The 26,494-nt window shown below is 50.4% G+C and carries 28 protein-coding genes and 1 pseudogene; 16 read left to right on the top strand and 13 right to left on the bottom strand.

Going from position 1 to position 26,494, the window contains the following annotated elements; genetic code table 11:
- Nucleotides 1-28: 28 nt before the first annotated feature.
- From AB4H76_RS20190 to fimH, 6 genes are all read left to right on the top strand, one after another.
- Nucleotides 29-568 carry a fimbrial protein gene (locus AB4H76_RS20190; protein ID WP_000824105.1) on the top strand — a complete coding sequence of 180 codons (540 nt, stop codon included), beginning with the start codon at nt 29-31 and terminating at the stop codon, nt 566-568.
- Between the two features lie 36 nt (nt 569-604).
- Complete coding sequence (gene fimC / locus AB4H76_RS20185; RefSeq protein ID WP_000066560.1) at nt 605-1,330, top strand: type 1 fimbria chaperone FimC; 726 nt, start codon at nt 605-607, stop codon at nt 1,328-1,330.
- A gap of 66 nt (nt 1,331-1,396) precedes the next feature.
- Nucleotides 1,397-4,033: a fimbrial usher FimD gene (gene fimD, locus AB4H76_RS20180; RefSeq protein ID WP_077492519.1), complete on the top strand. Its 2,637-nt coding sequence runs from the start codon at nt 1,397-1,399 to the stop codon at nt 4,031-4,033.
- A gap of 9 nt (nt 4,034-4,042) precedes the next feature.
- On the top strand, nt 4,043-4,573 hold the full coding sequence (gene fimF, locus AB4H76_RS20175) for a type 1 fimbria minor subunit FimF (protein WP_001244826.1): 531 nt from the start codon (nt 4,043-4,045) through the stop codon (nt 4,571-4,573).
- 72 nt (nt 4,574-4,645) lie between these two features.
- On the top strand, nt 4,646-5,089 hold the full coding sequence (locus tag AB4H76_RS20170; protein WP_077897989.1) for a fimbrial protein: 444 nt from the start codon (nt 4,646-4,648) through the stop codon (nt 5,087-5,089).
- 19 nt (nt 5,090-5,108) lie between these two features.
- On the top strand, nt 5,109-6,011 hold the full coding sequence (gene fimH, locus AB4H76_RS20165; protein WP_000832229.1) for a type 1 fimbria D-mannose specific adhesin FimH: 903 nt from the start codon (nt 5,109-5,111) through the stop codon (nt 6,009-6,011).
- Between the two features lie 242 nt (nt 6,012-6,253).
- Here fimH and AB4H76_RS20160 read toward each other — a convergent pair.
- Nucleotides 6,254-6,346 (bottom strand): annotated as a pseudogene (locus AB4H76_RS20160) (hypothetical protein); the annotation flags it as partial.
- Between the two features lie 451 nt (nt 6,347-6,797).
- On the opposite strand from AB4H76_RS20160, the gene uxuA reads away from it, so the two are divergent.
- The 3 genes from uxuA (at nt 6,798) to uxuR (ending at nt 10,511) form a co-directional block, all read left to right on the top strand.
- Nucleotides 6,798-7,982 (top strand): mannonate dehydratase, encoded by a 1,185-nt coding sequence (gene uxuA / locus AB4H76_RS20155; protein WP_000438591.1) that lies wholly within the window; start codon nt 6,798-6,800, stop codon nt 7,980-7,982.
- An 80-nt stretch (nt 7,983-8,062) separates the two neighbouring features.
- A complete protein-coding gene (locus tag AB4H76_RS20150) occupies nt 8,063-9,523 on the top strand; it encodes a fructuronate reductase (RefSeq protein WP_000208195.1) in 1,461 nt (486 codons plus the stop codon).
- Between the two features lie 214 nt (nt 9,524-9,737).
- Nucleotides 9,738-10,511, top strand: coding sequence for a Uxu operon transcriptional regulator (uxuR, locus tag AB4H76_RS20145; RefSeq protein WP_000833679.1), 774 nt, complete (start codon nt 9,738-9,740; stop codon nt 10,509-10,511).
- A gap of 140 nt (nt 10,512-10,651) precedes the next feature.
- Here the strand turns inward: uxuR and AB4H76_RS20140 are convergent, their stop codons facing one another.
- A complete protein-coding gene (locus AB4H76_RS20140; RefSeq protein WP_077492517.1) occupies nt 10,652-11,476 on the bottom strand; it encodes a DUF2686 family protein in 825 nt (274 codons plus the stop codon).
- Between the two features lie 258 nt (nt 11,477-11,734).
- On the opposite strand from AB4H76_RS20140, the gene AB4H76_RS20135 reads away from it, so the two are divergent.
- From AB4H76_RS20135 to iraD, 4 genes are all read left to right on the top strand, one after another.
- The gene (locus tag AB4H76_RS20135) at nt 11,735-11,818 is read left to right on the top strand and encodes a hypothetical protein (RefSeq protein ID WP_047635435.1); all 84 of its coding nucleotides are present in this window, start codon (nt 11,735-11,737) and stop codon (nt 11,816-11,818) included.
- Nucleotides 11,815-11,958 carry a hypothetical protein gene (locus tag AB4H76_RS20130; protein ID WP_269439472.1) on the top strand — a complete coding sequence of 48 codons (144 nt, stop codon included), beginning with the start codon at nt 11,815-11,817 and terminating at the stop codon, nt 11,956-11,958. The genes AB4H76_RS20135 and AB4H76_RS20130 overlap by 4 nt, the downstream gene beginning before the upstream one ends.
- A 115-nt stretch (nt 11,959-12,073) precedes the next feature.
- Nucleotides 12,074-12,157 (top strand): iraD leader peptide IdlP, encoded by an 84-nt coding sequence (gene idlP / locus AB4H76_RS20125; protein ID WP_120795393.1) that lies wholly within the window; start codon nt 12,074-12,076, stop codon nt 12,155-12,157.
- Nucleotides 12,154-12,546, top strand: coding sequence for an anti-adapter protein IraD (gene iraD, locus AB4H76_RS20120; RefSeq protein WP_063116311.1), 393 nt, complete (start codon nt 12,154-12,156; stop codon nt 12,544-12,546). The genes idlP and iraD overlap by 4 nt, the downstream gene beginning before the upstream one ends.
- Here the strand turns inward: iraD and hypT are convergent.
- The 4 genes from hypT to AB4H76_RS20100 form a co-directional block, all read right to left on the bottom strand.
- Nucleotides 12,539-13,450 (bottom strand): hypochlorite stress DNA-binding transcriptional regulator HypT, encoded by a 912-nt coding sequence (gene hypT / locus AB4H76_RS20115; protein ID WP_063116312.1) that lies wholly within the window; start codon nt 13,448-13,450, stop codon nt 12,539-12,541. The genes iraD and hypT overlap by 8 nt on opposite strands.
- Nucleotides 13,451-13,514: 64 nt before the next feature.
- A complete protein-coding gene (gene iadA / locus AB4H76_RS20110) occupies nt 13,515-14,687 on the bottom strand; it encodes a beta-aspartyl-peptidase (RefSeq protein ID WP_063116313.1) in 1,173 nt (390 codons plus the stop codon).
- 12 nt (nt 14,688-14,699) lie between these two features.
- On the bottom strand, nt 14,700-15,161 hold the full coding sequence (locus AB4H76_RS20105) for a YjiG family protein (protein WP_000211971.1): 462 nt from the start codon (nt 15,159-15,161) through the stop codon (nt 14,700-14,702).
- Complete coding sequence (locus AB4H76_RS20100; protein ID WP_001295597.1) at nt 15,158-15,841, bottom strand: nucleoside recognition domain-containing protein; 684 nt, start codon at nt 15,839-15,841, stop codon at nt 15,158-15,160. Before AB4H76_RS20100 ends, AB4H76_RS20105 begins: the two co-directional genes overlap by 4 nt.
- 249 nt (nt 15,842-16,090) lie before the next feature.
- Here AB4H76_RS20100 and kptA point away from each other — a divergent pair, with 249 nt between their 5' ends.
- The gene (gene kptA, locus AB4H76_RS20095; RefSeq protein WP_077492206.1) at nt 16,091-16,645 is read left to right on the top strand and encodes an RNA 2'-phosphotransferase; all 555 of its coding nucleotides are present in this window, start codon (nt 16,091-16,093) and stop codon (nt 16,643-16,645) included.
- 12 nt (nt 16,646-16,657) lie between these two features.
- Here kptA and AB4H76_RS20090 read toward each other — a convergent pair whose 3' ends face one another.
- From AB4H76_RS20090 to mdtM, 7 genes are all read right to left on the bottom strand, one after another.
- Complete coding sequence (locus tag AB4H76_RS20090; protein ID WP_085452767.1) at nt 16,658-17,836, bottom strand: MFS transporter; 1,179 nt, start codon at nt 17,834-17,836, stop codon at nt 16,658-16,660.
- Nucleotides 17,837-17,903: 67 nt separating this feature from the next.
- Nucleotides 17,904-18,764, bottom strand: coding sequence for an SdiA-regulated domain-containing protein (locus AB4H76_RS20085; protein WP_001298932.1), 861 nt, complete (start codon nt 18,762-18,764; stop codon nt 17,904-17,906).
- A 64-nt stretch (nt 18,765-18,828) separates the two neighbouring features.
- Entirely contained in the window at nt 18,829-19,086 is a 258-nt protein-coding gene (locus tag AB4H76_RS20080; protein WP_000657676.1) for a DUF3343 domain-containing protein, read from the bottom strand.
- Nucleotides 19,083-19,850 (bottom strand): putative 2-hydroxyacyl-CoA dehydratase activator YjiL, encoded by a 768-nt coding sequence (yjiL, locus tag AB4H76_RS20075; protein WP_077492324.1) that lies wholly within the window; start codon nt 19,848-19,850, stop codon nt 19,083-19,085. The genes AB4H76_RS20080 and yjiL overlap by 4 nt, the downstream gene beginning before the upstream one ends.
- A gap of 9 nt (nt 19,851-19,859) precedes the next feature.
- Entirely contained in the window at nt 19,860-21,011 is a 1,152-nt protein-coding gene (locus tag AB4H76_RS20070) for a double-cubane-cluster-containing anaerobic reductase (RefSeq protein WP_077492326.1), read from the bottom strand.
- Between the two features lie 115 nt (nt 21,012-21,126).
- Nucleotides 21,127-22,407, bottom strand: coding sequence for a DUF445 domain-containing protein (locus AB4H76_RS20065; protein WP_001037376.1), 1,281 nt, complete (start codon nt 22,405-22,407; stop codon nt 21,127-21,129).
- Nucleotides 22,408-22,447: 40 nt separating this feature from the next.
- Entirely contained in the window at nt 22,448-23,680 is a 1,233-nt protein-coding gene (mdtM, locus tag AB4H76_RS20060; RefSeq protein WP_077492350.1) for a multidrug efflux MFS transporter MdtM, read from the bottom strand.
- A 466-nt stretch (nt 23,681-24,146) separates the two neighbouring features.
- Between mdtM and AB4H76_RS20055 the strand changes: the two genes are divergently transcribed.
- Together AB4H76_RS20055 and AB4H76_RS20050 are read left to right on the top strand one after the other, a co-directional pair.
- Nucleotides 24,147-25,103, top strand: coding sequence for an Rpn family recombination-promoting nuclease/putative transposase (locus AB4H76_RS20055; protein ID WP_001406770.1), 957 nt, complete (start codon nt 24,147-24,149; stop codon nt 25,101-25,103).
- A gap of 187 nt (nt 25,104-25,290) precedes the next feature.
- Nucleotides 25,291-26,453 (top strand): IS3-like element IS3 family transposase gene (locus tag AB4H76_RS20050; protein ID WP_085947771.1). Its coding sequence is split into 2 segments (ribosomal slippage): nt 25,291-25,552 and nt 25,552-26,453, totalling 1,164 coding nucleotides; the frame shifts between segments, so codons are not numbered across the junction.
- Nucleotides 26,454-26,494 lie beyond the last annotated feature (41 nt).

Raw genomic sequence — 26,494 nt, 5'->3', positions numbered from 1 at the left:
TGCCCACCCTTGTGCGATAAAAATAACGATGAAAAGGAAGAGATTATTTCTGTTAGCGTCGTTGCTGCCAATGTTTGCTCTGGCCGGAAATAAATGGAATACCACGCTGCCCGGCGGAAATATGCAATTTCAGGGCGTCATTATTGCGGAAACTTGCCGGATTGAAGCCGGTGATAAACAAATGACGGTCAATATGGGGCAAATCAGCAGTAACCGGTTTCATGCGGCAGGGGAAGATAGCGCACCGGTGCCTTTTGTTATTCATTTACGGGAATGTAGCACGGTGGTGAGTGAACGTGTGGGTGTGGCGTTTCACGGTGTCGCGGATGGTAAAAATCCGGATGTGCTTTCCGTGGGAGAGGGGCCAGGGATAGCCACCAATATTGGCGTAGCGTTGTTTGATGATGAAGGAAACCTCGTACCGATTAATCGTCCTCCAGCAAACTGGAAACGGCTTTACTCAGGCTCTACTTCGCTACATTTCATCGCCAAATATCGTGCTACCGGGCGTCGGGTTACTGGCGGCATCGCCAATGCCCAGGCCTGGTTCTCTTTAACCTATCAGTAATTGTTCAGCAGATAATGTGATAACAGGAACAGGACAGTGAGTAATAAAAACGTCAATGTAAGGAAATCGCAGGAAATAACATTCTGCTTGCTGGCAGGTATCCTGATGTTCATGGCAATGATGGTTGCCGGACGCGCTGAAGCGGGAGTGGCCTTAGGCGCGACTCGCGTAATTTATCCGGCAGGGCAAAAACAAGTGCAACTTGCCGTGACAAATAATGATGAAAATAGTACCTATTTAATTCAATCATGGGTGGAAAATGCCGATGGTGTAAAGGATGGTCGTTTTATCGTGACGCCTCCTCTGTTTGCGATGAAGGGAAAAAAAGAGAATACCTTACGTATTCTTGATGCAACAAATAACCAATTGCCACAGGACCGGGAAAGTTTATTCTGGATGAACGTTAAAGCGATTCCGTCAATGGATAAATCAAAATTGACTGAGAATACGCTACAGCTCGCAATTATCAGCCGCATTAAACTGTACTATCGCCCGGCTAAATTAGCGTTGCCACCCGATCAGGCCGCAGAAAAATTAAGATTTCGTCGTAGCGCGAATTCTCTGACGCTGATTAACCCGACACCCTATTACCTGACGGTAACAGAGTTGAATGCCGGAACCCGGGTTCTTGAAAATGCATTGGTGCCTCCAATGGGCGAAAGCACGGTTAAATTGCCTTCTGATGCAGGAAGCAATATTACTTACCGAACAATAAATGATTATGGCGCACTTACCCCCAAAATGACGGGCGTAATGGAATAACGCAGGGGGAATTTTTCGCCTGAATAAAAAGAATTGACTGCCGGGTGATTTTAAACCGGAGGAATAATGTCATATCTGAATTTAAGACTTTACCAGCGAAACACACAATGCTTGCATATTCGTAAGCATCGTTTGGCTGGTTTTTTTGTCCGACTCGTTGTCGCCTGTGCTTTTGCCGCACAGGCACCTTTGTCATCTGCCGACCTCTATTTTAATCCGCGCTTTTTAGCGGATGATCCCCAGGCTGTGGCCGATTTATCGCGTTTTGAAAATGGGCAAGAATTACCGCCAGGGACGTATCGCGTCGATATCTATTTGAATAATGGTTATATGGCAACGCGTGATGTCACATTTAATACGGGCGACAGTGAACAAGGGATTGTTCCCTGCCTGACACGCGCGCAACTCGCCAGTATGGGGCTGAATACGGCTTCTGTCGCCGGTATGAATCTGCTGGCGGATGATGCCTGTGTGCCATTAACCACAATGGTCCAGGACGCTACTGCGCATCTGGATGTTGGTCAGCAGCGACTGAACCTGACGATCCCTCAGGCATTTATGAGTAATCGCGCGCGTGGTTATATTCCTCCTGAGTTATGGGATCCCGGTATTAATGCCGGATTGCTCAATTATAATTTCAGCGGAAATAGTGTACAGAATCGGATTGGGGGTAACAGCCATTATGCATATTTAAACCTACAGAATGGGTTAAATATTGGTGCGTGGCGTTTACGCGACAATACCACCTGGAGTTATAACAGTAGCGACAGATCATCAGGTAGCAAAAATAAATGGCAGCATATCAATACCTGGCTTGAGCGAGACATAATACCGTTACGTTCCCGGCTGACGCTGGGTGATGGTTATACTCAGGGCGATATTTTCGATGGTATTAACTTTCGCGGCGCACAATTGGCCTCAGATGACAATATGTTACCCGATAGCCAAAGAGGATTTGCCCCGGTGATCCACGGTATTGCTCGTGGTACTGCACAGGTCACTATTAAACAAAATGGGTATGACATTTATAATAGTACGGTGCCACCGGGGCCTTTTACCATCAACGATATCTATGCCGCAGGTAATAGTGGTGACTTGCAGGTAACGATCAAAGAGGCTGACGGCAGCACGCAGATTTTTACCGTACCCTATTCGTCAGTCCCGCTTTTGCAACGTGAAGGGCATACTCGTTATTCCATTACGGCAGGAGAATACCGTAGTGGAAATGCGCAGCAGGAAAAACCCCGCTTTTTCCAGAGTACATTACTCCACGGCCTTCCGGCTGGCTGGACAATATATGGTGGAACGCAACTGGCGGATCGTTATCGTGCTTTTAATTTCGGTATCGGGAAAAACATGGGGGCACTGGGCGCTCTGTCTGTGGATATGACGCAGGCTAATTCCACACTTCCCGATGACAGTCAGCATGACGGACAATCGGTGCGTATTCTCTATAACAAATCGCTCAATGAGTCAGGCACGAATATTCAGTTAGTGGGTTACCGTTATTCGACCAGCGGATATTTTAATTTCGCTGATACAACATACAGTCGAATGAATGGCTACAACATCGAAACACAGGACGGAGTTATTCAGGTTAAGCCGAAATTCACCGACTATTACAACCTCGCTTATAACAAACGCGGGAAATTACAGCTCACCGTTACTCAGCAACTCGGGCGCACATCAACACTGTATTTGAGTGGTAGCCATCAAACTTATTGGGGAACGAGTAATGTCGATGAGCAATTCCAGGCTGGTTTAAATACTGCATTCGAAGATATCAACTGGACGCTCAGCTATAGCCTGACGAAAAACGCCTGGCAAAAAGGACGGGATCAGATGTTAGCGCTTAACGTCAATATTCCTTTCAGCCACTGGCTGCGTTCTGACAGTAAATCTCAGTGGCGACATGCCAGTGCCAGCTACAGCATGTCACACGATCTCAACGGTCGGATGACCAATCTGGCTGGTGTATACGGTACGTTGCTGGAAGACAACAACCTCAGCTATAGCGTGCAAACCGGCTATGCCGGGGGAGGCGATGGAAATAGCGGAAGTACAGGCTACGCCACGCTGAATTATCGCGGTGGTTACGGCAATGCCAATATCGGTTACAGCCATAGCGATGATATTAAGCAGCTCTATTACGGAGTCAGCGGTGGGGTATTGGCTCATGCCAATGGCGTAACGCTGGGGCAGCCGTTAAACGAAACAGTGGTGCTTGTTAAAGCGCCTGGCGCAAAAGATGCAAAAGTCGAAAACCAGACGGGGGTGCGTACCGACTGGCGTGGTTATGCCGTGCTGCCTTATGCCACTGAATATCGGGAAAATAGAGTGGCGCTGGATACCAATACCCTGGCTGATAACGTCGATTTAGATAACGCGGTTGCTAACGTTGTTCCCACTCGTGGGGCGATCGTGCGAGCAGAGTTTAAAGCGCGCGTTGGGATAAAACTGCTCATGACGCTGACCCACAATAATAAGCCGCTGCCGTTTGGGGCGATGGTGACATCAGAGAGTAGCCAGAGTAGCGGCATTGTTGCGGATAATGGTCAGGTTTACCTCAGCGGAATGCCTTTAGCGGGAAAAGTTCAGGTGAAATGGGGAGAAGAGGAAAATGCTCACTGTGTCGCCAATTATCAACTGCCACCAGAGAGTCAGCAGCAGTTATTAACCCAGCTATCAGCTGAATGTCGTTAAGGGGGCGTGATGAGAAACAAACCTTTTTATCTTCTGTGCGCTTTTTTGTGGCTGGCGGTGAGTCACGCTTTGGCTGCGGATAGCACGATTACTATCCGCGGCTATGTCAGGGATAACGGCTGTAGTGTGGCCGCTGAATCAACCAATTTTACTGTTGATCTGATGGAAAACGCGGCGAAGCAATTTAACAACATTGGCGCGACGACTCCTGTTGTTCCATTTCGTATTTTGCTGTCACCCTGTGGTAATGCCGTTTCTGCCGTAAAAGTTGGGTTTACCGGCGTTGCAGATAGCCACAATGCCAATCTGCTTGCACTTGAAAATACGGTGTCAGCGGCTTCGGGACTGGGAATACAGCTTCTGAATGAGCAGCAAAATCAAATACCCCTTAATGCTCCATCGTCCGCGATTTCGTGGACGACCCTGACGCCGGGTAAACCAAATACGTTGAATTTTTACGCCCGGCTAATGGCGACACAGGTGCCTGTCACTGCGGGGCATATCAATGCCACGGCTACCTTCACTCTTGAATATCAGTAACTGGAGATGCTCATGAAATGGCGCAAACGTGGGTATTTATTGGCGGCAATATTGGCGCTCGCAAGTGCGACGATACAGGCAGCCGATGTCACCATCACGGTGAACGGTAAGGTCGTCGCCAAACCGTGTACGGTTTCCACCACCAATGCCACGGTTGATCTCGGCGATCTTTATTCTTTCAGTCTGATGTCTGCCGGGGCGGCATCGGCCTGGCATGATGTTGCGCTTGAGTTGACTAATTGTCCGGTGGGAACGTCGAGGGTCACCGCCAGCTTCAGCGGGGCAGCCGACAGTACCGGATATTATAAAAACCAGGGGACCGCGCAAAACATCCAGTTAGAGCTACAGGATGACAGTGGCAACACATTGAATACTGGCGCAACCAAAACAGTTCAGGTGGATGATTCCTCACAATCAGCGCACTTCCCGTTACAGGTCAGAGCATTGACGGTAAATGGCGGAGCCACTCAGGGAACCATTCAGGCAGTGATTAGCATCACCTATACCTACAGCTGAACCCGAAGAGATGATTGTAATGAAACGAGTTATTACCCTGTTTGCTGTACTGCTGATGGGCTGGTCGGTAAATGCCTGGTCATTCGCCTGTAAAACCGCCAATGGTACCGCTATCCCTATTGGCGGTGGCAGCGCCAATGTTTATGTAAACCTTGCGCCCGCCGTGAATGTGGGGCAAAACCTGGTCGTGGATCTTTCGACGCAAATCTTTTGCCATAACGATTATCCGGAAACCATTACAGACTATGTCACACTGCAACGAGGCTCGGCTTATGGCGGCGTGTTATCTAATTTTTCCGGGACCGTAAAATATAGTGGCAGTAGCTATCCATTTCCTACCACCAGCGAAACGCCGCGCGTTGTTTATAATTCGAGAACGGATAAGCCGTGGCCGGTGGCGCTTTATTTGACGCCTGTGAGCAGTGCGGGCGGGGTGGCGATTAAAGCTGGCTCATTAATTGCCGTGCTTATTTTGCGACAGACCAACAACTATAACAGCGATGATTTTCAGTTTGTGTGGAATATTTACGCCAATAATGATGTGGTGGTGCCTACTGGCGGCTGCGATGTTTCTGCTCGTGATGTCACCGTTACTCTGCCGGACTACCCTGGTTCAGTGCCAATTCCTCTTACCGTTTATTGTGCGAAAAGCCAAAATCTGGGGTATTACCTCTCCGGCACAACCGTAGATGCGGGCAACTCGATTTTCACCAATACCGCGTCGTTTTCACCAGCGCAGGGCGTCGGCGTACAGTTGACGCGCAACGGTACGATTATTCCAGCGAATAACACGGTATCGTTAGGAGCAGTAGGGACTTCGGCGGTAAGTCTGGGATTAACGGCAAATTACGCACGTACCGGAGGGCAGGTGACTGCAGGGAATGTGCAATCGATTATTGGCGTGACTTTTGTTTATCAATAAAGAAATCACAGGGCATTGCTAATGCAGTTACGCAATATTACCTGAAGCTAAAAACCTGCACGTTAGCCCTTTGTAGGCCAGATAAGACGCGTCAGCGTCGCATCTGGCATAAACAAAGCGCACTTTGCTGGTCTGTTCCCCTCACCCTAACCCTCTCCCCGGAGGGGCGAGGGGACTGTCCGGGCACATTTTTAGACTTTGTCATCAGTCAGAGCCTGCCATTGGCAGGCTCTGGTGTTCTTTTACGCTACCTTGCTAATAATCAGCCCAACCACGGAGTTGACCAGCTCCAGCAGACCCCAGGTTTTCAACGTGTCTTTTACTGACAGGTCAAAATTATCTAAGAGGCATTGCTAATGCAGCGAATGTGTCTGAACCTGCGGTCTTTGTCAGTACCAGCATCAGGCCAATGCCGAATACCACCCAGAGAATGTTAAGCACATGCATAACGTTTTACCTTACCTGGTTGAACCGTTGTTATTTTGGGCGACATGTTATGTAAATTGGTCAACCATTGTTGCGATGAATGTCACATCCTCTGATCAATAACCATCGATTACCCTTTGCTGCAATTTGCAGCAACAACCATGAGAGTGAAATTCTTGTGATGTGGTTAACCAATTTCAGAATTCGGGTTGACATGTCTTACCAAAAGGTAGAACTTATACGCCATCTCATCCGATGCAACGCCACGGCTGCGGTCTGGTTGTTCATCCGGATACCTAAACAACTCCAGGGTTCCGCGTCTCTTTGCTGTGGAACCCACTATGTGAAAGAGGAAAAATCATGGAACAGACCTGGCGCTGGTACGGCCCAAACGATCCGGTTTCTTTAGCTGATGTCCGTCAGGCGGGCGCAACTGGTGTGGTTACCGCGCTGCACCATATCCCGAACGGCGAAGTATGGTCCGTAGAAGAGATCCTCAAACGCAAGGCGATCGTTGAAGACGCAGGCCTGGTGTGGTCTGTCGTAGAAAGCGTGCCAATTCACGAAGATATCAAAACCCACACCGGCAACTATGAGCAGTGGATCGCTAACTATCAGCAGACTCTGCGCAACCTGGCGCAGTGCGGCATTCGCACCGTGTGCTACAACTTCATGCCGGTGCTCGACTGGACCCGTACTGACCTCGAATACGTGCTGCCAGACGGCTCCAAAGCTCTGCGCTTTGACCAGATCGAATTCGCTGCATTCGAAATGCATATCCTGAAGCGTCCAGGCGCGGAAGCGGATTACACCGAAGAAGAAATTGCTCAGGCTGCTGTTCGCTTCGCCACCATGAGCGACGAAGACAAAGCGCGTCTGACCCGTAACATCATCGCAGGTCTGCCGGGCGCGGAAGAAGGGTATACCCTCGACCAGTTCCGTAAGCACCTGGAGCTGTACAAAGATATCGACAAAGCCAAACTGCGCGAAAACTTTGCTGTCTTCCTGAAAGCGATTATTCCGGTTGCCGAAGAAGTTGGCGTCCGTATGGCTGTTCACCCGGACGATCCGCCGCGCCCGATCCTCGGTTTGCCGCGCATTGTTTCCACCATTGAAGATATGCAGTGGATGGTTGATACCGTAAACAGCATGGCGAACGGTTTCACCATGTGCACCGGTTCCTACGGCGTGCGTGCTGACAACGATCTGGTTGATATGATCAAGCAGTTCGGTCCGCGTATTTACTTCACCCATCTGCGCTCCACCATGCGTGAAGATAACCCGAAAACCTTCCACGAAGCGGCGCACCTGAACGGTGACGTTGATATGTACGAAGTGGTGAAAGCGATTGTTGAAGAAGAACACCGTCGTAAAGCGGAAGGCAAAGAAGACCTGATCCCGATGCGTCCGGACCACGGTCATCAGATGCTGGATGACCTGAAGAAGAAAACCAACCCTGGTTACTCCGCAATTGGTCGTCTGAAAGGCCTGGCCGAAGTTCGCGGTGTCGAACTGGCGATCCAGCGCGCTTTCTTTAGCCGTTAATATCCACCGGCATGGCTGCGCGCCGTGCCGGTTCCTTCTTCCTTGCCGTCACTCTCTGAAGACGGATTCTGGAGTTTACGATGACTACTATTGTTGACAGCAATCTGCCGGTTGCCCGCCCGTCATGGGATCATTCTCGTCTGGAATCACGCATTGTGCATCTCGGTTGCGGGGCGTTTCACCGCGCGCACCAGGCGCTGTATACCCATCACCTGCTGGAAAGCACCGACAGCGACTGGGGTATCTGCGAAGTTAACCTGATGCCAGGCAACGACCGCGTGCTGATCGAAAACCTGAAAAAACAGCAACTGCTGTACACCGTGGCGGAAAAAGGCGCGGAAAGCACCGAGCTGAAAATTATCGGTTCAATGAAAGAAGCGCTGCATCCGGAAATCGACGGCTGCGAAGGTATTCTCAATGCGATGGCGCGTCCGCAGACGGCGATTGTCTCCCTGACGGTCACGGAAAAAGGCTACTGCGCCGATGCGGCGAGCGGCCAGCTGGATCTCAATAACCCGCTGATCAAGCACGATCTGGAAAACCCGACTGCGCCGAAGTCCGCGATTGGTTACATCGTCGAAGCGTTGCGCCTGCGTCGTGAAAAAGGGTTGAAAGCGTTTACGGTGATGTCCTGCGATAACGTGCGTGAAAACGGTCATGTGGCGAAGGTCGCGGTACTGGGACTGGCTCAGGCACGCGATCCGCAGCTGGCGGCATGGATTGAAGAAAACGTCACCTTCCCGTGCACCATGGTTGACCGCATCGTTCCGGCGGCGACGCCAGAAACCTTACAGGAAATTGCTGACCAGCTGGGTGTTTACGACCCGTGCGCCATTGCCTGCGAACCGTTCCGTCAGTGGGTGATTGAAGATAACTTCGTTAATGGTCGCCCGGACTGGGATAAAGTGGGCGCACAGTTCGTTGCAGACGTTGTGCCGTTCGAAATGATGAAGCTGCGTATGCTGAACGGCAGCCACTCTTTCCTGGCGTACCTCGGTTACCTCGGCGGCTATGAAACTATTGCCGACACCATGACTAACCCGGATTATCGCAAAGCGGCCTTTGCCCTGATGATGCAGGAACAAGCGCCAACGCTGTCGATGCCGGAAGGTACGGACCTGAACGCCTATGCGACGCTGCTGATCGAGCGTTTCAGCAACCCATCTCTGCGTCACCGTACCTGGCAGATTGCAATGGACGGCAGCCAGAAGTTACCGCAGCGTCTGCTGGATCCGGTGCGTCTGCACCTGCAAAACGGCGGCAGCTGGCGTCACCTGGCGCTGGGCGTGGCGGGCTGGATGCGTTACACCCAGGGCGTGGATGAGCAGGGTAATGCCATTGACGTGGTTGATCCGATGCTGGCGGAGTTCCAGAAGATCAACGCGCAGTATCAGGGCGCAGACCGCGTGAAAGCGCTGCTGGGCCTGAGCGGTATTTTTGCCGATGATCTGCCGCAAAATGCCGACTTTGTTGGCGCGGTGACGACGGCATATCAGCAGCTGTGCGAACGCGGTGCGCGCGAGTGTGTGGCTGCGCTGTAACTAACTGATTACCCTACAGACTTACTGGTCAATCAAACTGATATTTGGTTGACCAGTTTTCGTTTTTTTGCCCACCTGTACGTGCCAACTTCCAGTGCTAATGGTATAGTTTGAGATTAACGGGTGCCGTAAAATTGCCCGTTGTAGGCCGGATAAGGCGTTCACGCCGCATCCGGCAAAAATTTGATTAACCGCACCTAACGGACACAACACCATGAAATCTGCCACCTCTGCGCAAAGACCTTACCAGGAAGTCGGGGCGATGATCCGCGATCTGATCATAAAGACGCCGTACAATCCTGGCGAACGGCTGCCGCCGGAGCGTGAAATTGCAGAAATGCTTGATGTCACGCGGACGGTGGTACGTGAAGCGCTGATCATGCTGGAGATCAAAGGGCTGGTGGAAGTACGCCGGGGTGCCGGTATCTATGTTCTTGATAACTCAGGCAGCCAGAACACAGACAGTCCGGATGCCAACGTCTGCAACGATGCCGGTCCTTTTGAGCTGTTACAGGCGCGGCAGTTATTGGAGAGCAACATCGCCGAGTTTGCCGCTTTGCAGGCTACCCGCGAAGATATCGTCAAAATGCGTCAGGCATTGCAACTGGAAGAGCGTGAACTGGCTTCCAGTGCGCCGGGCAGCAGCGAAAGCGGTGACATGCAGTTCCATCTCGCTATTGCCGAAGCAACGCATAACAGCATGCTGGTGGAGCTGTTCCGTCAGTCCTGGCAGTGGCGGGAAAACAATCCAATGTGGATCCAGTTGCACAGCCATCTGGATGACAGCCTGTATCGCAAAGAGTGGTTGGGCGATCACAAACAGATCCTCGCCGCGTTAATCAAAAAAGATGCCCGAGCGGCGAAGCTGGCAATGTGGCAGCATCTGGAAAACGTTAAGCAACGTCTGCTGGAATTCTCGAACGTTGACGATATTTATTTTGATGGCTATCTGTTTGATTCATGGCCGCTGGATAAAGTCGACGCCTGACTTATTATAATAAGCGCAAGGGTAAACGTTCCTTGCGCTTTCTTAAATTAAGAAGTCGCAATGAGTATTACTTTGTAAATTGCAGGGTATTGTTTAGCTATCTGTATAACCTGAATGTTAGTACTCATTCTTCTCAGTGGCTATTTACCAATATAATTCCATTCACCATTTTTTAATTCAAACAGTTCTGGAAGAGATGACGGTTGCAGAGTCATACGTTTGAGTGGTGCATTTTCATCACCCGGGATAACTTTATATCCCATTTTTGCATGGATCTCCGCGGTACCGGGATAGGCTTCTATACCAATTATTGGGTCATTACCCAACTCAATATTAGCATTAAGTAATGCGGCAAGGGCGAATCCGGAAGAATTTGCCACCCCTGAGACAGTCATTATCTGATCAATATAGATATCAATCCTTGGCTGCTCATTGGTCCATCTTTTTGCCTGAGAAGCTGGAAGGGTTGAAATATATCCTATCGTGGTTCCGGCGTAACCTGGAACATTGCAACCAGGGCCTAATGTTATTTCATGAACTGTATAGTTCTCAACAGGATAGGAAGGGCTCTTCATAAATAAATTTAGCCGTAATCCTTCTGCTAACTCTGTGGCAGCATGCGCCTTTTTACATATACCACCATATATATCGTCTAAAGCTGAGGTGATTTTCAAGTTTCGATAGAGCATACGTCCTGTTGTTGTAATACCATCGGATTCTCTGCATGTTTCTGTCACATAATTAAATGGCCAGTACTCTTTACTAATATCAAGCTTTCTAATTTCGACAACGCTTTTTCCATCGTAATTATGGTTATTGCCACGAACAAGAGGCAGAAGATAGATATTTTCCGTATCCAGGCGTGCACGTTCATATTTACGTGTTAACTCATTGTCGACTTTTGGATGATGAAGGAAGTGATTATTTATATAGAATTGGTTATTAGCGGCATTGCTTAATGGCATAGACTTAATAGTTACCTTTTATGAGTATTTCACTGATGTTTAGAAAAATAGATAAATTTTTCTGTAGTAAAAGAGAAGTAAACAAATGACATGCATGTTTCTGTTGTAGTGATATCAACTCTACACAGTGATATTAAATGGTAGGAAACACTCTAAAGTATCAAAAAACGCTCATTTAAAATTATTTGCATGCAATTTAAAAGCATATCTTATTACTAATTGGAATTTGATGTTGCTATATTGAGGTCTATATTAATAATGCCTGTGAATGGTATTTTTGATGTATTTGATATGTTATCAATTTATATTATTTACAAACTAATTGTTTCAAATAATACATAGATGATTATGCGGAAATAAATAATTTCCAACCGGAATTAAGTAGCGGCGGTGACAAGTATTTTCATCTACGTAACTATTCGGAATATTCAGAATATACTAGCGGTTTTTTTTTGAGTTTGATGATTTTTATCAAATCATGACTTTTTTCCTGAAAAGTCAGTAGATATTCATAGGCAAGTAAGGTTTTATACTTTGCTGACAGGATTCAGGCCTGTCTCAGACTGACATGGATGTAATGAACAAAAGGGAATGGCTATGGAAAATGAGCATCAATACAGTGGTGCCCGGTGTTCAGGGCAAGCCGCATATGTTGCTAAACGTCAGGAGTGCGCAAAATGATGCGCCAATCACTTCAGGCTGTTTTACCTAAAATTTCAGGCAATAAAACGTCATTGCTGCGTAAATCGGTATGCAGCGATCTCCTCACTCTTTTTAATTCTCCTCATTCGGCATTACCGTCATTACTTGTTTCAGGCATGCCCGAGTGGCAAGTGCATAACCAGAGCGACAAACATCTCCAGAGCTGGTATTGCCGTCAGCTGCGTTCTGCACTGTTATTTCATGAGCCACGGATTGCGGCGTTGCAGGTTAATTTTAAAGAAGCGTACTGCCACACTCTGGCGATCAGCCTTGAGATAATGCTGTACCACGACGGTGAACCGCTAACGTTTGATCTGGTCTGGGATAATGGCGGTTGGTGTAGTGCGATGCTGGAGAATGTCAGCTAAGCACAATCTCCAGCTCGCGCAGTTCACGCCAGAAGCGTTCGGCAATTGGATTCATGCGGGTATTCATTCGGTATGCATAGGCCTGGATCGGGATCACCAGTTCGTCCCGATTCAGCACAACGAGCTGCCCGCTGCGAATTTCTTGTTGGATAGCGTATTCCGGCAGCCAGGCAATCCCACAGCCGTCGAGGGCAACCTGCTTTAATAGCTCGCTCATCGAAGAGACAAAAAAGGTGCTGAAACTTAACTCACTGTGGCGCGTCAGGGTGCGATTAATCAATCGCCCCATGTAGGAGTTGCGGCTGTAATTCAGTAACGGAAAGTGTGGCTGCGCGAGGTTAAAAAGTGCTTCTCCGTGTTCGTCACTGGCGCAAACGGGGAACAATTGAGATTCAAATAAGCGAATGTGGTCAAACGGCGCTTCCAGCAAATCTTCGTCGTGAAAGGAAAAAATACAGTCACTTTGCCCTTCACGCAGTTTATCGACCGCTTCATCGACATCAATAGCTTCAATTGCCCAGGTAAAGAGCGGCGGCATCTGGCTGATAATGGACGGTAACAGCCCGAGGGAAAGAGAGTGTGCAGCGGCTATCTTGATTTTTCGTTGCGCGTAATCGCTGCCGCCACGCAGCTCTGCCAGGTTGCTTTCTAGCTGTTGCAACAGATGGCGGATCTGCGAATGAAAGATTTTCCCTTGTTCCGAGAGTTGCAGCGGCGTCACCTGGCGGTTAAACAATTCAACGCCAATCGCCTGTTCCAGCGCACGGATGCGGCGGCTGAATGCCGGTTGCGAGACGTTGCGACTGACTGCCGCCTGGGAAAAATTGCGGCATTTTTCCAGGGTCAGAAAATCATAAAGCCATTTAGTTTCAATATTATGCAAAACCGCACCACAGTCATCCATTACGTTTTACTCTGTCAGCCGCCCTTGCGGGCATTCTACGTCCATTCGGGCGGCTGACAACCGTTTATGCCGTTTCAAACGTTCCTTTCACGCAGGCTTTGCCGTCTTTGACCATCAGTTTGCCGCGAGCGTATACCTGCTCAATGCGCAATTCTGGCGTCATGACCAGCAAGTCTGCGTCATTGCCTGGCAGAATTTCGCCTTTCCCGGTCAGGTTAAGGAAACCGGCTACGCTACTGGTGAGCGGGCGCAGGGCATCGCTGATACTGAAATCATAGTCTTTGACCAGCACTTGCACGGTTTCCAGCAACGTTTCAAAACCGGCAACACCGATATGGGTTAAATTCCCTTCGTCATCGAAGAACGGCTGGCTACCGTTGCCGTCGGAGCTGAGGGTGACGCGTGCCAGCGGAATACCCGCCTGAACGGCGCGGGCAATACCTTCGGCAGGGGCGACCGGTTCGTCAATGCTGCTGGTGATATCGATGGTGCCGCCTTTGCGCGCGAACTCCAGCGCCTGCTCAAACAACGGTACGTTGCGGTTAACGTGGGTCGGCAGCAGCTTGCTGATCGGCACATCGCAGTTTTCCAGCAGGTCATAAATAGGCTGTAACGCCTTTTTACTGTCGCCCATGTGGAACACGGTGACGCCAGGTTTACTGCCGAGCAAACCGCCAACGCGGGATTCTGCCGCCATATTAGCCAGGTGATAAACGTCCGGTGCGGCAGAACGGTGATCAGAGATGGCGCATTTCACGCCAATCACACGATCGATAATCGCCACGTCTTTTTCCACGGAACCCGTAATAGTGCGGGAAGGGACATGATAAGCGCCGGTCAGCATCCAGGCGCTGATGCCTTCTTCATTGAGCGCACGGGTCTTGGCGAGCAGGGATTCCGGGTGGCGAGAGATAGAGTCGGTGCCCAGCAGACCAACCACTGACGTGACGCCCGCTTCCGTCAGGCGACTTAGCGCCACTTCCGGCGTGCGCGTCGTGGGACCTGCTTCGCCGCCACCACCAATCAAATGGACGTGTTGATCAATAAAACCAGGACAGAGGATCTGCCCGCTGAGATCGACAACCGTGCAGTCCGGTACAATGTCAGAAGGGATATTGCTGGCAACGGCGATAATTTTGCCGTTAGCGACGAGGACATCGCAAATTCCCCGATCTTCCGGCGCATACAAATGGGCTCCCTGCAGCAGGGTAAAACCGGCTGCGGTATAATCAATCATGGTAACTCCTTGTTAAACAATAAGCTGCATAACCCAGATCGACAGCAATGCGTTAATCACGCAGACCGTAATGATATGCGGGTAATATTTGGCATTCACTTCGGCTGTCCCCAGGCAGCGACCGACATTTTGCACCGGGTTGCCCATTAAATACATCGCGGGCAGTAAAACGGTGACATCGTGACCGGTTAATGCACCGGCGGTCGCCAGACTGGCGGCAACACCGACTGCGCCGCCCATACTCATTAATGCGGCTAAAAGGACGGTTGCCGCTTCACCGGGCAATCCCCACAGCGCCATTACGGGTTCACAGATATGCCCCACCCAGTCGAGCAGGCCGGTAATTTTCAGCGCCTGAATGATGACAAATGCCATCACCACGTTTGGCAGCAGGTTGGTCGTGGCGATAGTAAAGCCACGGCGCGCACCATCGATAAACATATCCATGACATTTTTGCGGACCTGAGTTGTCATGCTTGCGCTCCTTGCGTTGGGTTGCGACGTTCTTCGAAGTTAAGCCAGACGCGCAAAATGTTGGCTCCGACAAATTTAAACACCAGGATGACGGCTAAAGGTACGATTACGGACGTGCCCAGAAAGGCAAATACCGCGACGCCGGAAGAGAAGTAGTTGGTGATGATGGCGCTACCGCTGGTTTGATATGCGGCGAAAATCACTTTATCGCGTTCGGTAATTTCACCCTCCTGCGCCAGCTCTTTGGTCATACCGGCGGCGGCATCAGTGTTTTGCAGGTTAGCGATCAGCGCCAGCGAGCAGATCCCGGGAATGCCCAACAACGGTTTTAGCACAGGTGTCATTAACTGCTGCGCGGCGCGTAATCCACCAAGACCATCGGTAATTGAAATAATCCCCAGAGAGAGAATGACTGACGGTGCCAGCTCCAGCGCAAAGAGAAAGCCATCTTTAGCCCCCGCGCCACCCGCGCCGCGAAATGAGGTGGTGGCTCCGTTCGCACCAGGCAGTTGCCCAAACGATCCGTTCAGAACGGAAAAATCAAAAACGCGCCACCAGCTGTCTGTCCCGGAAAAAACACCGGAAAAAAAGATTATGGTGAGAAAAAAAGCCAGATACCCTTTAATGCCCACTTTTTCTGTCGCCAGCTCCCCGGCTACAGCATCCCCTTGTTGTGTCATAACAATCCCCATTGTTTTTTTGTGTTTGTGTGTTGCTTGAGCCAGGAAAATTCCTGGAGCGGAAAAACCTTATCAGTCATGTGGGTATGGGGAAAATGCAAGTATGTTTCTGGCTATGCGTTTTTTGCATAGCGGAAAAATTACGCTGTGTGGAAAAGGCTCTGCGCAGGATTGAGTTGCAGAAAATTCATAAACCCAGTGACAATGACATCAGTAAATTAAAACAGAAAATCCAGGGACGAAAACGAGATGGCAAAGTACAACGAAAAAGAGCTGGCGGATACGAGCAAGTTTTTAAGTTATGTCCTCCGACACAAACCGGAGGCGATTGGTATCGTACTGGACCGTGAAGGATGGGCGGATATCGATAAGCTCATACTTTGTGCCCAAAAAGTGGGCAAGCGGTTAACCCGTGCATTGCTGGATACCGTGGTCGCCACCAGCGATAAAAAGCGTTTTAGTTATTCCAGTGATGGTAGGTGCATCCGCGCGGTTCAGGGGCATTCGACTTCGCAGGTCGCCATTTCCTTTGCCGAAAAAACACCGCCACAGTTTCTTTACCACGGTACGGTAAGCCGTTTCCTTGACGAGATAAAAAAACAGGGGCTGATTGCAGGGGAGCGTCATTACGTGCATCTCTCTGCTGATGAAGCAACGGCACGCAAAGTGGGAGCAAGACACGGATCGCCGGTTATCTTAACCGTCAAAGCACAGGAAATGGCGAAACGAGGCATCCCTTTCTGGCAAGCGGAAAACGGAGTCTGGCTGACATCAACGGTTGCGGTCGAATTTCTTGAGTGGTAAGGGAAACACTCCTCATGAAGTGACCACTTGCAGCTTAAATAATTGTACTGTGCTGATAAGCGCAGCAATAAACAACGCCGCCGCGCCGCAGAGAGTGGCGCCGGCAAGCGCCGATGTTCCATTGCCGAGCATACTGGTCAGCGCCGGGCCGAGGATTTGTCCAATGCCGTAAATGAGCGTCACAAAGCCTAAAAGATTGAGATTTCCCGGAACGCTCAGTTGGCGGGCGATAGTCATCACCAGAGATGTCGTGCCCATAAAGGTACCGCCAAAACCGATACTACTAATGATAAGCAAGAGAGGAGAGTCGCTGGCGAGAGTAAGCAGCACACTGATAGCCTGCACCAGCAAATTCGCCGTCAGGCAAGGCAAAGCCCCCCAACGTTTTGCTGCCCATAGCCAGCCAAAGCAGCCTGGCACAATTAATAAGCCGACTAACGTCCAGAGATGGGCGGTTAACAATGGTGAGCCTGCATCTTTCGCCATGAGCGGCAGGAAAGTCGCGACGATGATATAACCAAATCCCGCCAGGCCGTACAGAATAGCCAGTAACCACCAGTTCATTATCTGTTGCTCCGTTTTTGCCAATGGCATTGGTGCGATGGCGTGTTTTTTCGAGGGCATTAAAAGCGTAAGTGCAATCAGCATCATGCCAGAAAGCGCCCCGGCGCCTTGCCATAACGTTTGCGAGGAGAAGGCAAAATGCAGGCCTGCCAGAACATATTCGTTGCCCAGTGCAATGCCAATGCCAACGCCAGAAAACAAAGCTGCCAGCACAAAAGGATGGCGCGTGTGCTGCATAATCAGCGTCGAACCAAAAATCAGCATACCGGCGCTGGCGACACCCGCCAGGAAGCGAATCAATAACACCAGAATAAATGGCGGCAACCATGCCATTGCGAGGATCAACAACCCGCTCGCCAGGGCAGAAACCAACAGAAATGGGCGCAGGCGCGACGGCTGGTGAAATGCGCCAAACGAAAATAGCAGACTGCCAGCCAGATACCCCGCATAGTTGCCGCTGGCAATCCACGAGAGCTGGCTAAATGAAAACGCCCCTTCCGCCATCATGACGGGCAACATAGGCGTATAAAGGAAGCGACCTAATCCCATACCTAAGGTCAGAACCAGCATCCCGAAAAGCGCGGTGCTGAAAGAAAAGCGTTCTACGGGATGCGAGGACGAAGGCATGTTTAACCTTGTATGTCATTTTTGTTGTTAACAAGTTAATAACAAAAAGGTGAAATATGCCAGTCTGTTAATGCGATGATTTAGGGGTAAAGCGATAAAAACGATTTGGTTCGCTAACGATATAAATATTACCAGAGGCATCCATCGCAATCCCTTCGGCCTGTTTGATGTTATGCGACAAACCTCGACTACCTTTGGTTAGTGATATTTCACCGATAACCTCGCCAACCAGGGTTACTTCCTGGAGTGCGCGAGATTCATGAGACAGCACCAGAAGCGTATTTTTTTGCTGGTTAAATTCTGCGCCGGACACATCATCTAAAGTAAATTGCCGTTGTAGTGCCTCGTCTTTGCTGATGTGTAATTCATTGCTACTTAACAGCCCGTTAACTTTGTAGACCTCAATCGGATTTTTCTCTTTAAAAAACCAGAAAGTGTGATCCTGGCGAGAATAAGCCAACCCTTCAAAACCGCAATTGGTTGGGGAGTCTTGCAGCGGGATTTTTATTTTTTTGAGGATTTTTACTTCCGAGTTTGGGGTCAGTGAAATCACATAAATGGCGTAATCGCGCTCATCGCTAATGACAAACTGATTATCGCCAATGTATTCGATCGTCTCGAGATCCTTAACAAAATCCAGAGGAATTGTGCGGATAAAATCACCATTGGTGGTCATTTCAACAATGGCGGCAGGTTTGTTGATAGTGCTAAAAAGAGTATTGCTTTGTGCCGACCAGGTCAGCGAAGAGATATTATTCGTTATGCCTGCAATTTCTTTGCCGTCAATGGTGGCGTGGTAATTCTGAAATGATGCTGCATGATTGCTTTTACGGGCGCAAGATTGCACGAAGAAAGTACACACTGCCACAATGGCAAAAAGAATCACAATAACGGAGATGCGTTTACTTAACGAAATACTTTTTGTCACGGTAATCCCTTTAAGGCAAATCAATAAGATATCGAGAAGTATACGTAGCGACCTTAATGAATCCTTAACGCGGAGAAACCCGGTAATGTGCAATGCAGCGCCAGACACCATCCTGCTGGCAATAAATTGACTCAGTCAGCCCAGGGATCACCCATTGTATTTCCTCGCCGGGGGGACAGGTCAGCCAAATGCATAACCCGCAGCCGCCGCGTAAATCACGGGGAATATCGCTGACGCGAAAAGTCATGCCCGCTGCCTGCAACGCCTTGCGGGTTTGTATCACGCCGACCGTGGAGTGAAATAAAAATAAAAACTCTTTCATCGGCGTGTCCTCACTCGTTGACCAATTACCGCCGCGCCAATTGCGCCAGCAAATTGCGCATCAGGGTGGGTATTTACCGGCATTCCCAGGTGAGATTCCAGCATCCTGGCAAACGTCTGGCAATGACTAACGCCACCAGTAAACAGAATCGGCGCTTCACAGGAGAGACGAGCAATGAAATTGGCACTCCGCCGCGCCATCGCGTTAATCACTCCGGCGAGAATCGCTTCTGGCGCGACGCCCGCTGAGCGCAGGCTGATCACTTCTGATTCAGCAAACACTGTGCACATACTCGTGATGGCGTGCGGCGTGACATTTTCGGTAATGCTGTCGAGTTGCTCGACGCTGGTGCCAAGCGTGCGCGAGATCACCTCCAGGAAACGCCCGGTGCCCGCCGCGCATTTGTCATTCATCAGGAAATCGCACAGGTTACCGTCATCATCAAGCTGAATCACTTTGCTGTCCTGACCACCGATGTCGATTACCGCGCGCGTTGCTGGCGCAAGAAACCGTGCGCCCAGCCCGTGACAGGAGATTTCCGTCACTTGTTTATCGGCAAAATCCACCAGTTGCCGCCCGTAGCCGGTGAGCGCCAGAAACGGCGTTGTCTCTAACCCTTCGCGCAGAGTTTCCCAGGCTTCAGTAATTGCTGTTGCCGGGCGAAAGGGGGTTGGAACGAGGAAACGGCGCGTAATCACGCCGTCTGCCAGTAAGATCCCTTTGGTGGCGGTAGAACCAGAATCAATGCCAATCGAATATGTCACTGCCACTCCTTACAGCATCTCAATAAAGGCCGCGACACGGGTACTGAGCTGCCCAACATCCGAGGTGGAGTAGTCTGTTTCAATAGCGATATAAGGAATGTTGTGCTGCTGACGCACATGACGTTTAATCGCCAGCGATTCCACCGCGTAGGTATGGCACGCCTGCAAAATCACATCAACTACGCCATCGACCTGATATTCTTCCACCATCTGGCTGAGCATTTTCAGGCGCTGATCGTTCGGCGAAACACAGGAGCAGCCAATCGCCAGATATTTATCCGCCAGCGCGTCGTAGACATCGCCCGTTTCTGCCACGCATTGCTCGGTCGCTTTCGCCCCGGTGCAGTTTTCATAACCGACAACCCAGCCGCCATTCTCTTCAATCGCGCGCACCACTTTTTCTGCTGCGCCGCCAATCGGGCAGCCGGTGATTAAAATGCGTGGACGCGGGTCCAGTCGCTGGCCTTCTTCCCACTGCTGACGAACGCGGGCGGTCATCGCGTCCAGTTCATTGATCAACGCCTCTTTATCGAACCGGAAGGTTGCGCCGTAAACCACTTTCAGAATGTCGCTGCCGCTAAGCGCCGGAGGATTTAACTGCCCAAGATGATAAAAATTAGCCAGTGCGCGACGTTCGCGGTTTTTCAGAGCAATGGCATCGCGCAGAACATCTTCGCTAATTTCGTGCCCAAAACGTTCTTCCACCGCTTTTTGTAAGCGCAGCATCTCGGCTTTCCATAACGCACGCGAGGCATCGTCTTTAACGCTATTTGGCAGCTGCATCACATGAACAGGCTTAAACTCCGCCATGTATTCATACATTTTCTTTTTGCCGTCGCAGGTGGTTTCACCGACCACCAGATCAGAAAAGTAGAAGTAGGGGCATTTATCGGTTTTACCGAAGCCGTAGCTGCTTTTAATCAGCGGGCAGAGGTTGCGCGGCAGATCTTTCTCCGCTTCTTCAATGGTTTCATCAGAGGTGGAACAGAGCGAAACCACAACCGCACCGGCTGCCATCGGGATCTCTTGCGGCATAAAAGTGCAGTAAGTGCCAACCAGCGGAATGCCGCGCTCCTTGAGATCCATGACGGTGAGAAAGCCTTTCTGGCGAGCTTCAGAGAACTGATCGAAAATGGCGGGTAGATCGGTGACAAGTGACATGATTTTCCTTCCCCGTACCACGGGAGATAATGAAAAGAGGCCACATTATTACCATTCTTTTAGTGTGGTTTATTTGATCTCTCTCGCGGTTAGCCACTTAGTTTTTCATGGATTTCTAAAAATTGCCGAGGGGGAACAAGGCCGGGAGCTGTGACAGCAAATATAAAATTAGCCCAATACAACCGCCAACCAGCGTACCGTTGACACGGATAAACTGCAGATCTTTGCCGATATTTAACTCTATTTGCCGCGACATATCCCGGGCATCCCAGCTTTTTACCGTATCGCTGATGTGGCGCGTCAGGAATGCGGAAAACTCAGGTGCGACGCGGTGCGCGGCTTGTTCCAGATGACCATTTAACGACGCCCGCAAGGCATCATCGGCAATTAACGTTTCGCCAAACCATTGACCCGCCCGCGCGATACGTTCTTTCACACGAGAATCTTCACTGTTGATATCCGCTTTCAGCCATTCCCGTAAATCCCCCCACAATTCACTGAGATAGCGGTTAAAAGCTTCATCTTCTTTCAGATAACTTTTTACGGCATCGGCTCGCGCTGCCATTTCCGGATCGTTTTTCAACTTGTCGATCAGGGCAAAAGTGGCGCGATCAAACGCATGGCGGATCTGATGTGCACGATCGCGGCTGATATCATCAAGCAAAGAATTCACCGCGTCAGAAACCAACTCCGCGCTATGTTCGCCCAGCCATTCGGTGGGGAGAATTTTGGCTTTCAGTGGATGCTCGCTCTCCAGCCAGCGAACAATTTGCTGGGCAATAAACTTGCGCGATTTATCGCGCTGGAGAAGGGCGATCAACTGTGCGATCAGCGTATCCAGCAGCACCTGATGACGATCGTTTTTGGTCATACTCTCCAGCATCAACGCACTGGTGCCGGAAAGATCGACCTTATCAATCGCCCGATGGACCGCGCGCTTAAGCAGGCGCTGAATACGCGCATCATCAGTTAATTCGAGAAAACCGCTCATGATCTGCAACAGATGCTGACCAACGCGGCGGGCGTTTTCTGGCTGGCTAAACCAGTTGCCAATCAGCAACGCCGGTTCGTGACGTCGAATCAATGCCACCAGCGACTGGGTATCGAGAAATTTTTCCTGCACGAACTGGCCGAGATTTTCGCCAATCCGGTCCTTATTACGCGGGATAATCGCCGTATGACGAGAAATGATCGGAATCGGCACGCGGCGAAACAGCGCCACCACCGCAAACCAGTCCGCCAGCGCGCCGACCATCGCCGCTTCAGCAATCGCCTTCACGCCGCTCACCCAAAAATTGGGCGGCAAAAACAGCGTAACGACAAAGGTAGCAGCGGCGATAAGCAGTAAAGAGAGCGCCAACATTTTGGCGCGTCTGAGTTCAATGAGTTTATTCATAACGTTAAGAATAGAGCCTGACGGCAGGATCGCGCAAAAATCACCGCTCCTCCGCCAGCTCGGCAGCCTGATGTTGGCGCACGCGATTAAGCAATCCTGCCAGGGTGAAAACGACGATAATGCCCGCCACGATGGCTAACAGATGAAACGGCAAGCGACCGCCGTTAAACCACAGCCACCGGCCGATTTCGACCGAGACAGACATCACCATCAGGATCACCATATTCAGCGATGCGGAGACTGTCCCTTTCGGTAAGTTATTGGAAAACAGCGTAAAGCGGAATAAGGTCGGGAAAATCAAACCAATCCCGAAAGCATACAGACTGGTGCCCAGCACCGACCACAGCCAGACGTGCGGTGACAGCAGATTGCCGATAATCAACAGCGCGAGGCCGACCAGTTGAATGGGTACGGCACGCCAGATAAAGCGCGGTTCGGTCGGATCTTTAACGAAACGCGCCACGATGGCATTCGCGACAATCACCGCGCCGAACACCGGAACCTGTGTCCAGGCGAACTGCGAAGTTGTTAAGCCGCCTGCGTCAATCAGGATCACCGGCGAGACAGCCACCCAACTCATCATTGGGATATAGCTTAAAGAGATGGTTGCTGCGCCAAAGAGGAACAGCCGATTGCAAAAGACATTACGAAAATCGCGCAAGACGCTTTTGGCGCTAAATGGAACCGCGCCGCGCTTCACCGTCTCTGGCATCGCCAGCAGTAAGCCAACAAATGAGATAAAACCCATAACCGCAATGATGGCAAAAAGGACTTTCCAGTGCACAAAGTGCATCAGAGCTGCGCCGGAAAGCGGGCCAATAATCGGCGCAATCAGTACGATGGAGGTGATAATCGCCATCAACTTGATCCCTTTTGTCTGTCCGAACGCCTCCTGCACCGTGACATAACCAACGGTAGCAATAAAACAGATACTGGTGCCCTGAATTGCACGCGCGATAAGAAACTGTGTCATAGACGTTGTGAACATTGTCGCAGCGCAGGCAAGGGTAAAAATGAGCGCCCCGGTAATCAGCACTGGCCTGCGGCCAATCCTGTCGGAAAGCGGCCCCAGCAGCCACTGTAACGCCATACCGCCAGCGAGATAGAGACTGACGGCAGCAGGGGCCAGACTGACATCGGCATTAAAATCACGGACCACATTAATGATCCCCGGCTGGATCAGATCCGTCGACAGGTACGCGGCAAAGTCATACAAAATCAACGCCATCGGGAAAAACAGCGTGGCGGCATGGCGGGCAAAAAAACGTGGCATAACAAACAACTCCTTGTCCGGAGAACCCCAACGGGGAAAACTAAATTCAATACCGTCGGTAATGACGAAAGGCAGGCGAGAAGGACAAATGTACTGAATTTCATGTAATCAACCACACTGCCTGTGAACACACAGACAGAGAAATACCTTCTGACTTCGGGTCAGAATGTATAACGATTACAAATAGTCATCAGCACATTACACCTCTTGAATTGATGGGTTGCATAGAAAATATACACCTTAAGTGTAATTAAAATTTGCGGTTAATCAAAAGAGCGCGGTGGAAAGGGGAATATCTGCCGGGTACAGGAAATGTAAAACGCGAGCCTGTTTCCGGAAAAATGTATCGTTTGCAGATGAACAAAAATAGCCTGGAAAGCGCCTCGGGGAACGGGAAATTGCCGGGTGAGAATGGTTTTGTTAGTCGCTAAAGTCGGGCCATCTTATCTACAGGTGACGGATCGCCATGACAAACTTCACGACCAGCACGCCGCATGACGCATTATTTAAGTCCTTTCTCACGCACCCTGACACCGCGCGGGATTTTATGGAGATCCACTTACCCAAAGATTTACGTGAACTGTGCGATCTCGACAGCTTAAAACTGGAGTCAGCCAGCTTTGTCGATGAAAAATTGCGGGCGCTACACTCCGATATTCTGTGGTCGGTAAAGACCCGTGAAGGTGATGGCTATATCTATGTGGTGATTGAACATCAGAGCCGTGAGGATATTCATATGGCCTTTCGCCTGATGCGCTATTCCATGGCGGTGATGCAGCGCCATATCGAGCATGATAAACGCCGGCAGCTACCGCTGGTCATCCCGATGCTGTTTTATCACGGTAGCCGTAGTCCTTATCCCTGGTCCCTGTGCTGGCTGGACGAATTTGCCGACCCGACTACTGCACGGAAACTTTATACTGCAGCGTTCCCGCTGGTGGATGTCACTGTCGTGCCAGACGACGAGATTGTGCAGCACCGCAGAGTCGCCCTGTTGGAGTTGATCCAAAAGCATATTCGCCAGCGCGACCTGATGGGGCTTATCGATCAACTGGTAATATTACTGGTTACAGAGTGTGCTAATGACAGCCAGATAACTGCGCTGTTAAATTACATTTTACTGACTGGCGATGAAGCGCGTTTTAAGGCGTTTATCAGCGAACTTACCAGGCGAATGCCACACCACAGGGAGCGAATAATGACAATTGCAGAGCGAATTCATAATGATGGATGGCTGTTGGGAAGGGAGAGGGGGAGGAAAGAAGGGAAAGTAGAAGGGGAACGGAGCCTCCTCCGATTGTTGTTGCAGAATGGGGCCGATCCTGAATGGATACAACGATATACCGGACTTTCGGCAGAGCAAATGCAGGCATTAGATCAGCCCTTGCCTGAAAGCAAGCGCGAACCATGGATCGAGTACTAATCAGAGGCTGATGACAAACGCAAAGCAGCCTGATGCGCTACGCTTATCAGGTCTACATAATCCATTAAATATATTGAACTTTTAATATTTTGTAGACCTGGTAAGGCGTTCACATGGCATCTTGATCTTACCCAGCAATAGTGGACACGCGGCTAAGTGAGTAAACTCTCAGTCAGAGGTGACTCACATGACAAAAACAGTATCAACCAGTAAAAAACCCCGTAAACAGCATTCGCCTGAATTTCGCAGTGAAGCCCTGAAGCTTGCTGAACGCATCGGTGTTACTGCCGCAGCCCGTGAACTCAGCCTGTATGAATCACAACTCTACAACTGGCGCAGTAAACAGCAAAATCAGCAGACGTCTTCTGAACGTGAACTGGAGATGTCTACCGAGATTGCACGTCTCAAACGCCAGCTGGCAGAACGGGATGAAGAGCTGGCTATCCTCCAAAAGGCCGCGACATACTTCGCGAAGCGCCTGAAATGAAGTATGTCTTTATTGAAAAACATCAGGCTGAGTTCAGCATCAAAGCAATGTGCCGCGTGCTCCGGGTGGCCCGCAGCGGCTGGTATACGTGGTGTCAGCGGCGGACAAGGATAAGCACGCGTCAGCAGTTCCGCCAACACTGCGACAGCGTTGTCCTCGCGGCTTTTACCCGGTCAAAACAGCGTTACGGTGCCCCACGCCTGACGGATGAACTGCGTGCTCAGGGTTACCCCTTTAACGTAAAAACCGTGGCGGCAAGCCTGCGCCGTCAGGGACTGAGGGCAAAGGCCTCCCGGAAGTTCAGCCCGGTCAGCTACCGCGCACACGGCCTGCCTGTGTCAGAAAATCTGTTGGAGCAGGATTTTTACGCCAGTGGCCCGAACCAGAAGTGGGCAGGAGACATCACGTACTTACGTACAGATGAAGGCTGGCTGTATCTGGCAGTGGTCATTGACCTGTGGTCACGTGCCGTTATTGGCTGGTCAATGTCGCCACGCATGACGGCGCAACTGGCCTGCGATGCCCTGCAGATGGCGCTGTGGCGGCGTAAGAGGCCCCGGAACGTTATCGTTCACACGGACCGTGGAGGCCAGTACTGTTCAGCAGATTATCAGGCGCAACTGAAGCGGCATAATCTGCGTGGAAGTATGAGCGCAAAAGGTTGCTGCTACGATAATGCCTGCGTGGAAAGCTTCTTTCATTCGCTGAAAGTGGAATGTATCCATGGAGAACACTTTATCAGCCGGGAAATAATGCGGGCAACGGTGTTTAATTATATCGAATGTGATTACAATCGGTGGCGGCGGCACAGTTGGTGTGGCGGCCTCAGTCCGGAACAATTTGAAAACAAGAACCTCGCTTAGGCCTGTGTCCATATTACGTGGGTAGGATCATCTGGCATGAA

It is taken from the genome of Escherichia sp. UTM R2 (genome assembly GCF_048593455.1).
GTDB lineage: Bacteria > Pseudomonadota > Gammaproteobacteria > Enterobacterales > Enterobacteriaceae > Escherichia > Escherichia coli.
The sequence above is the reverse complement of the archived record's forward strand: the minus strand, read 5'-3'. Positions and strand labels throughout refer to the sequence as shown.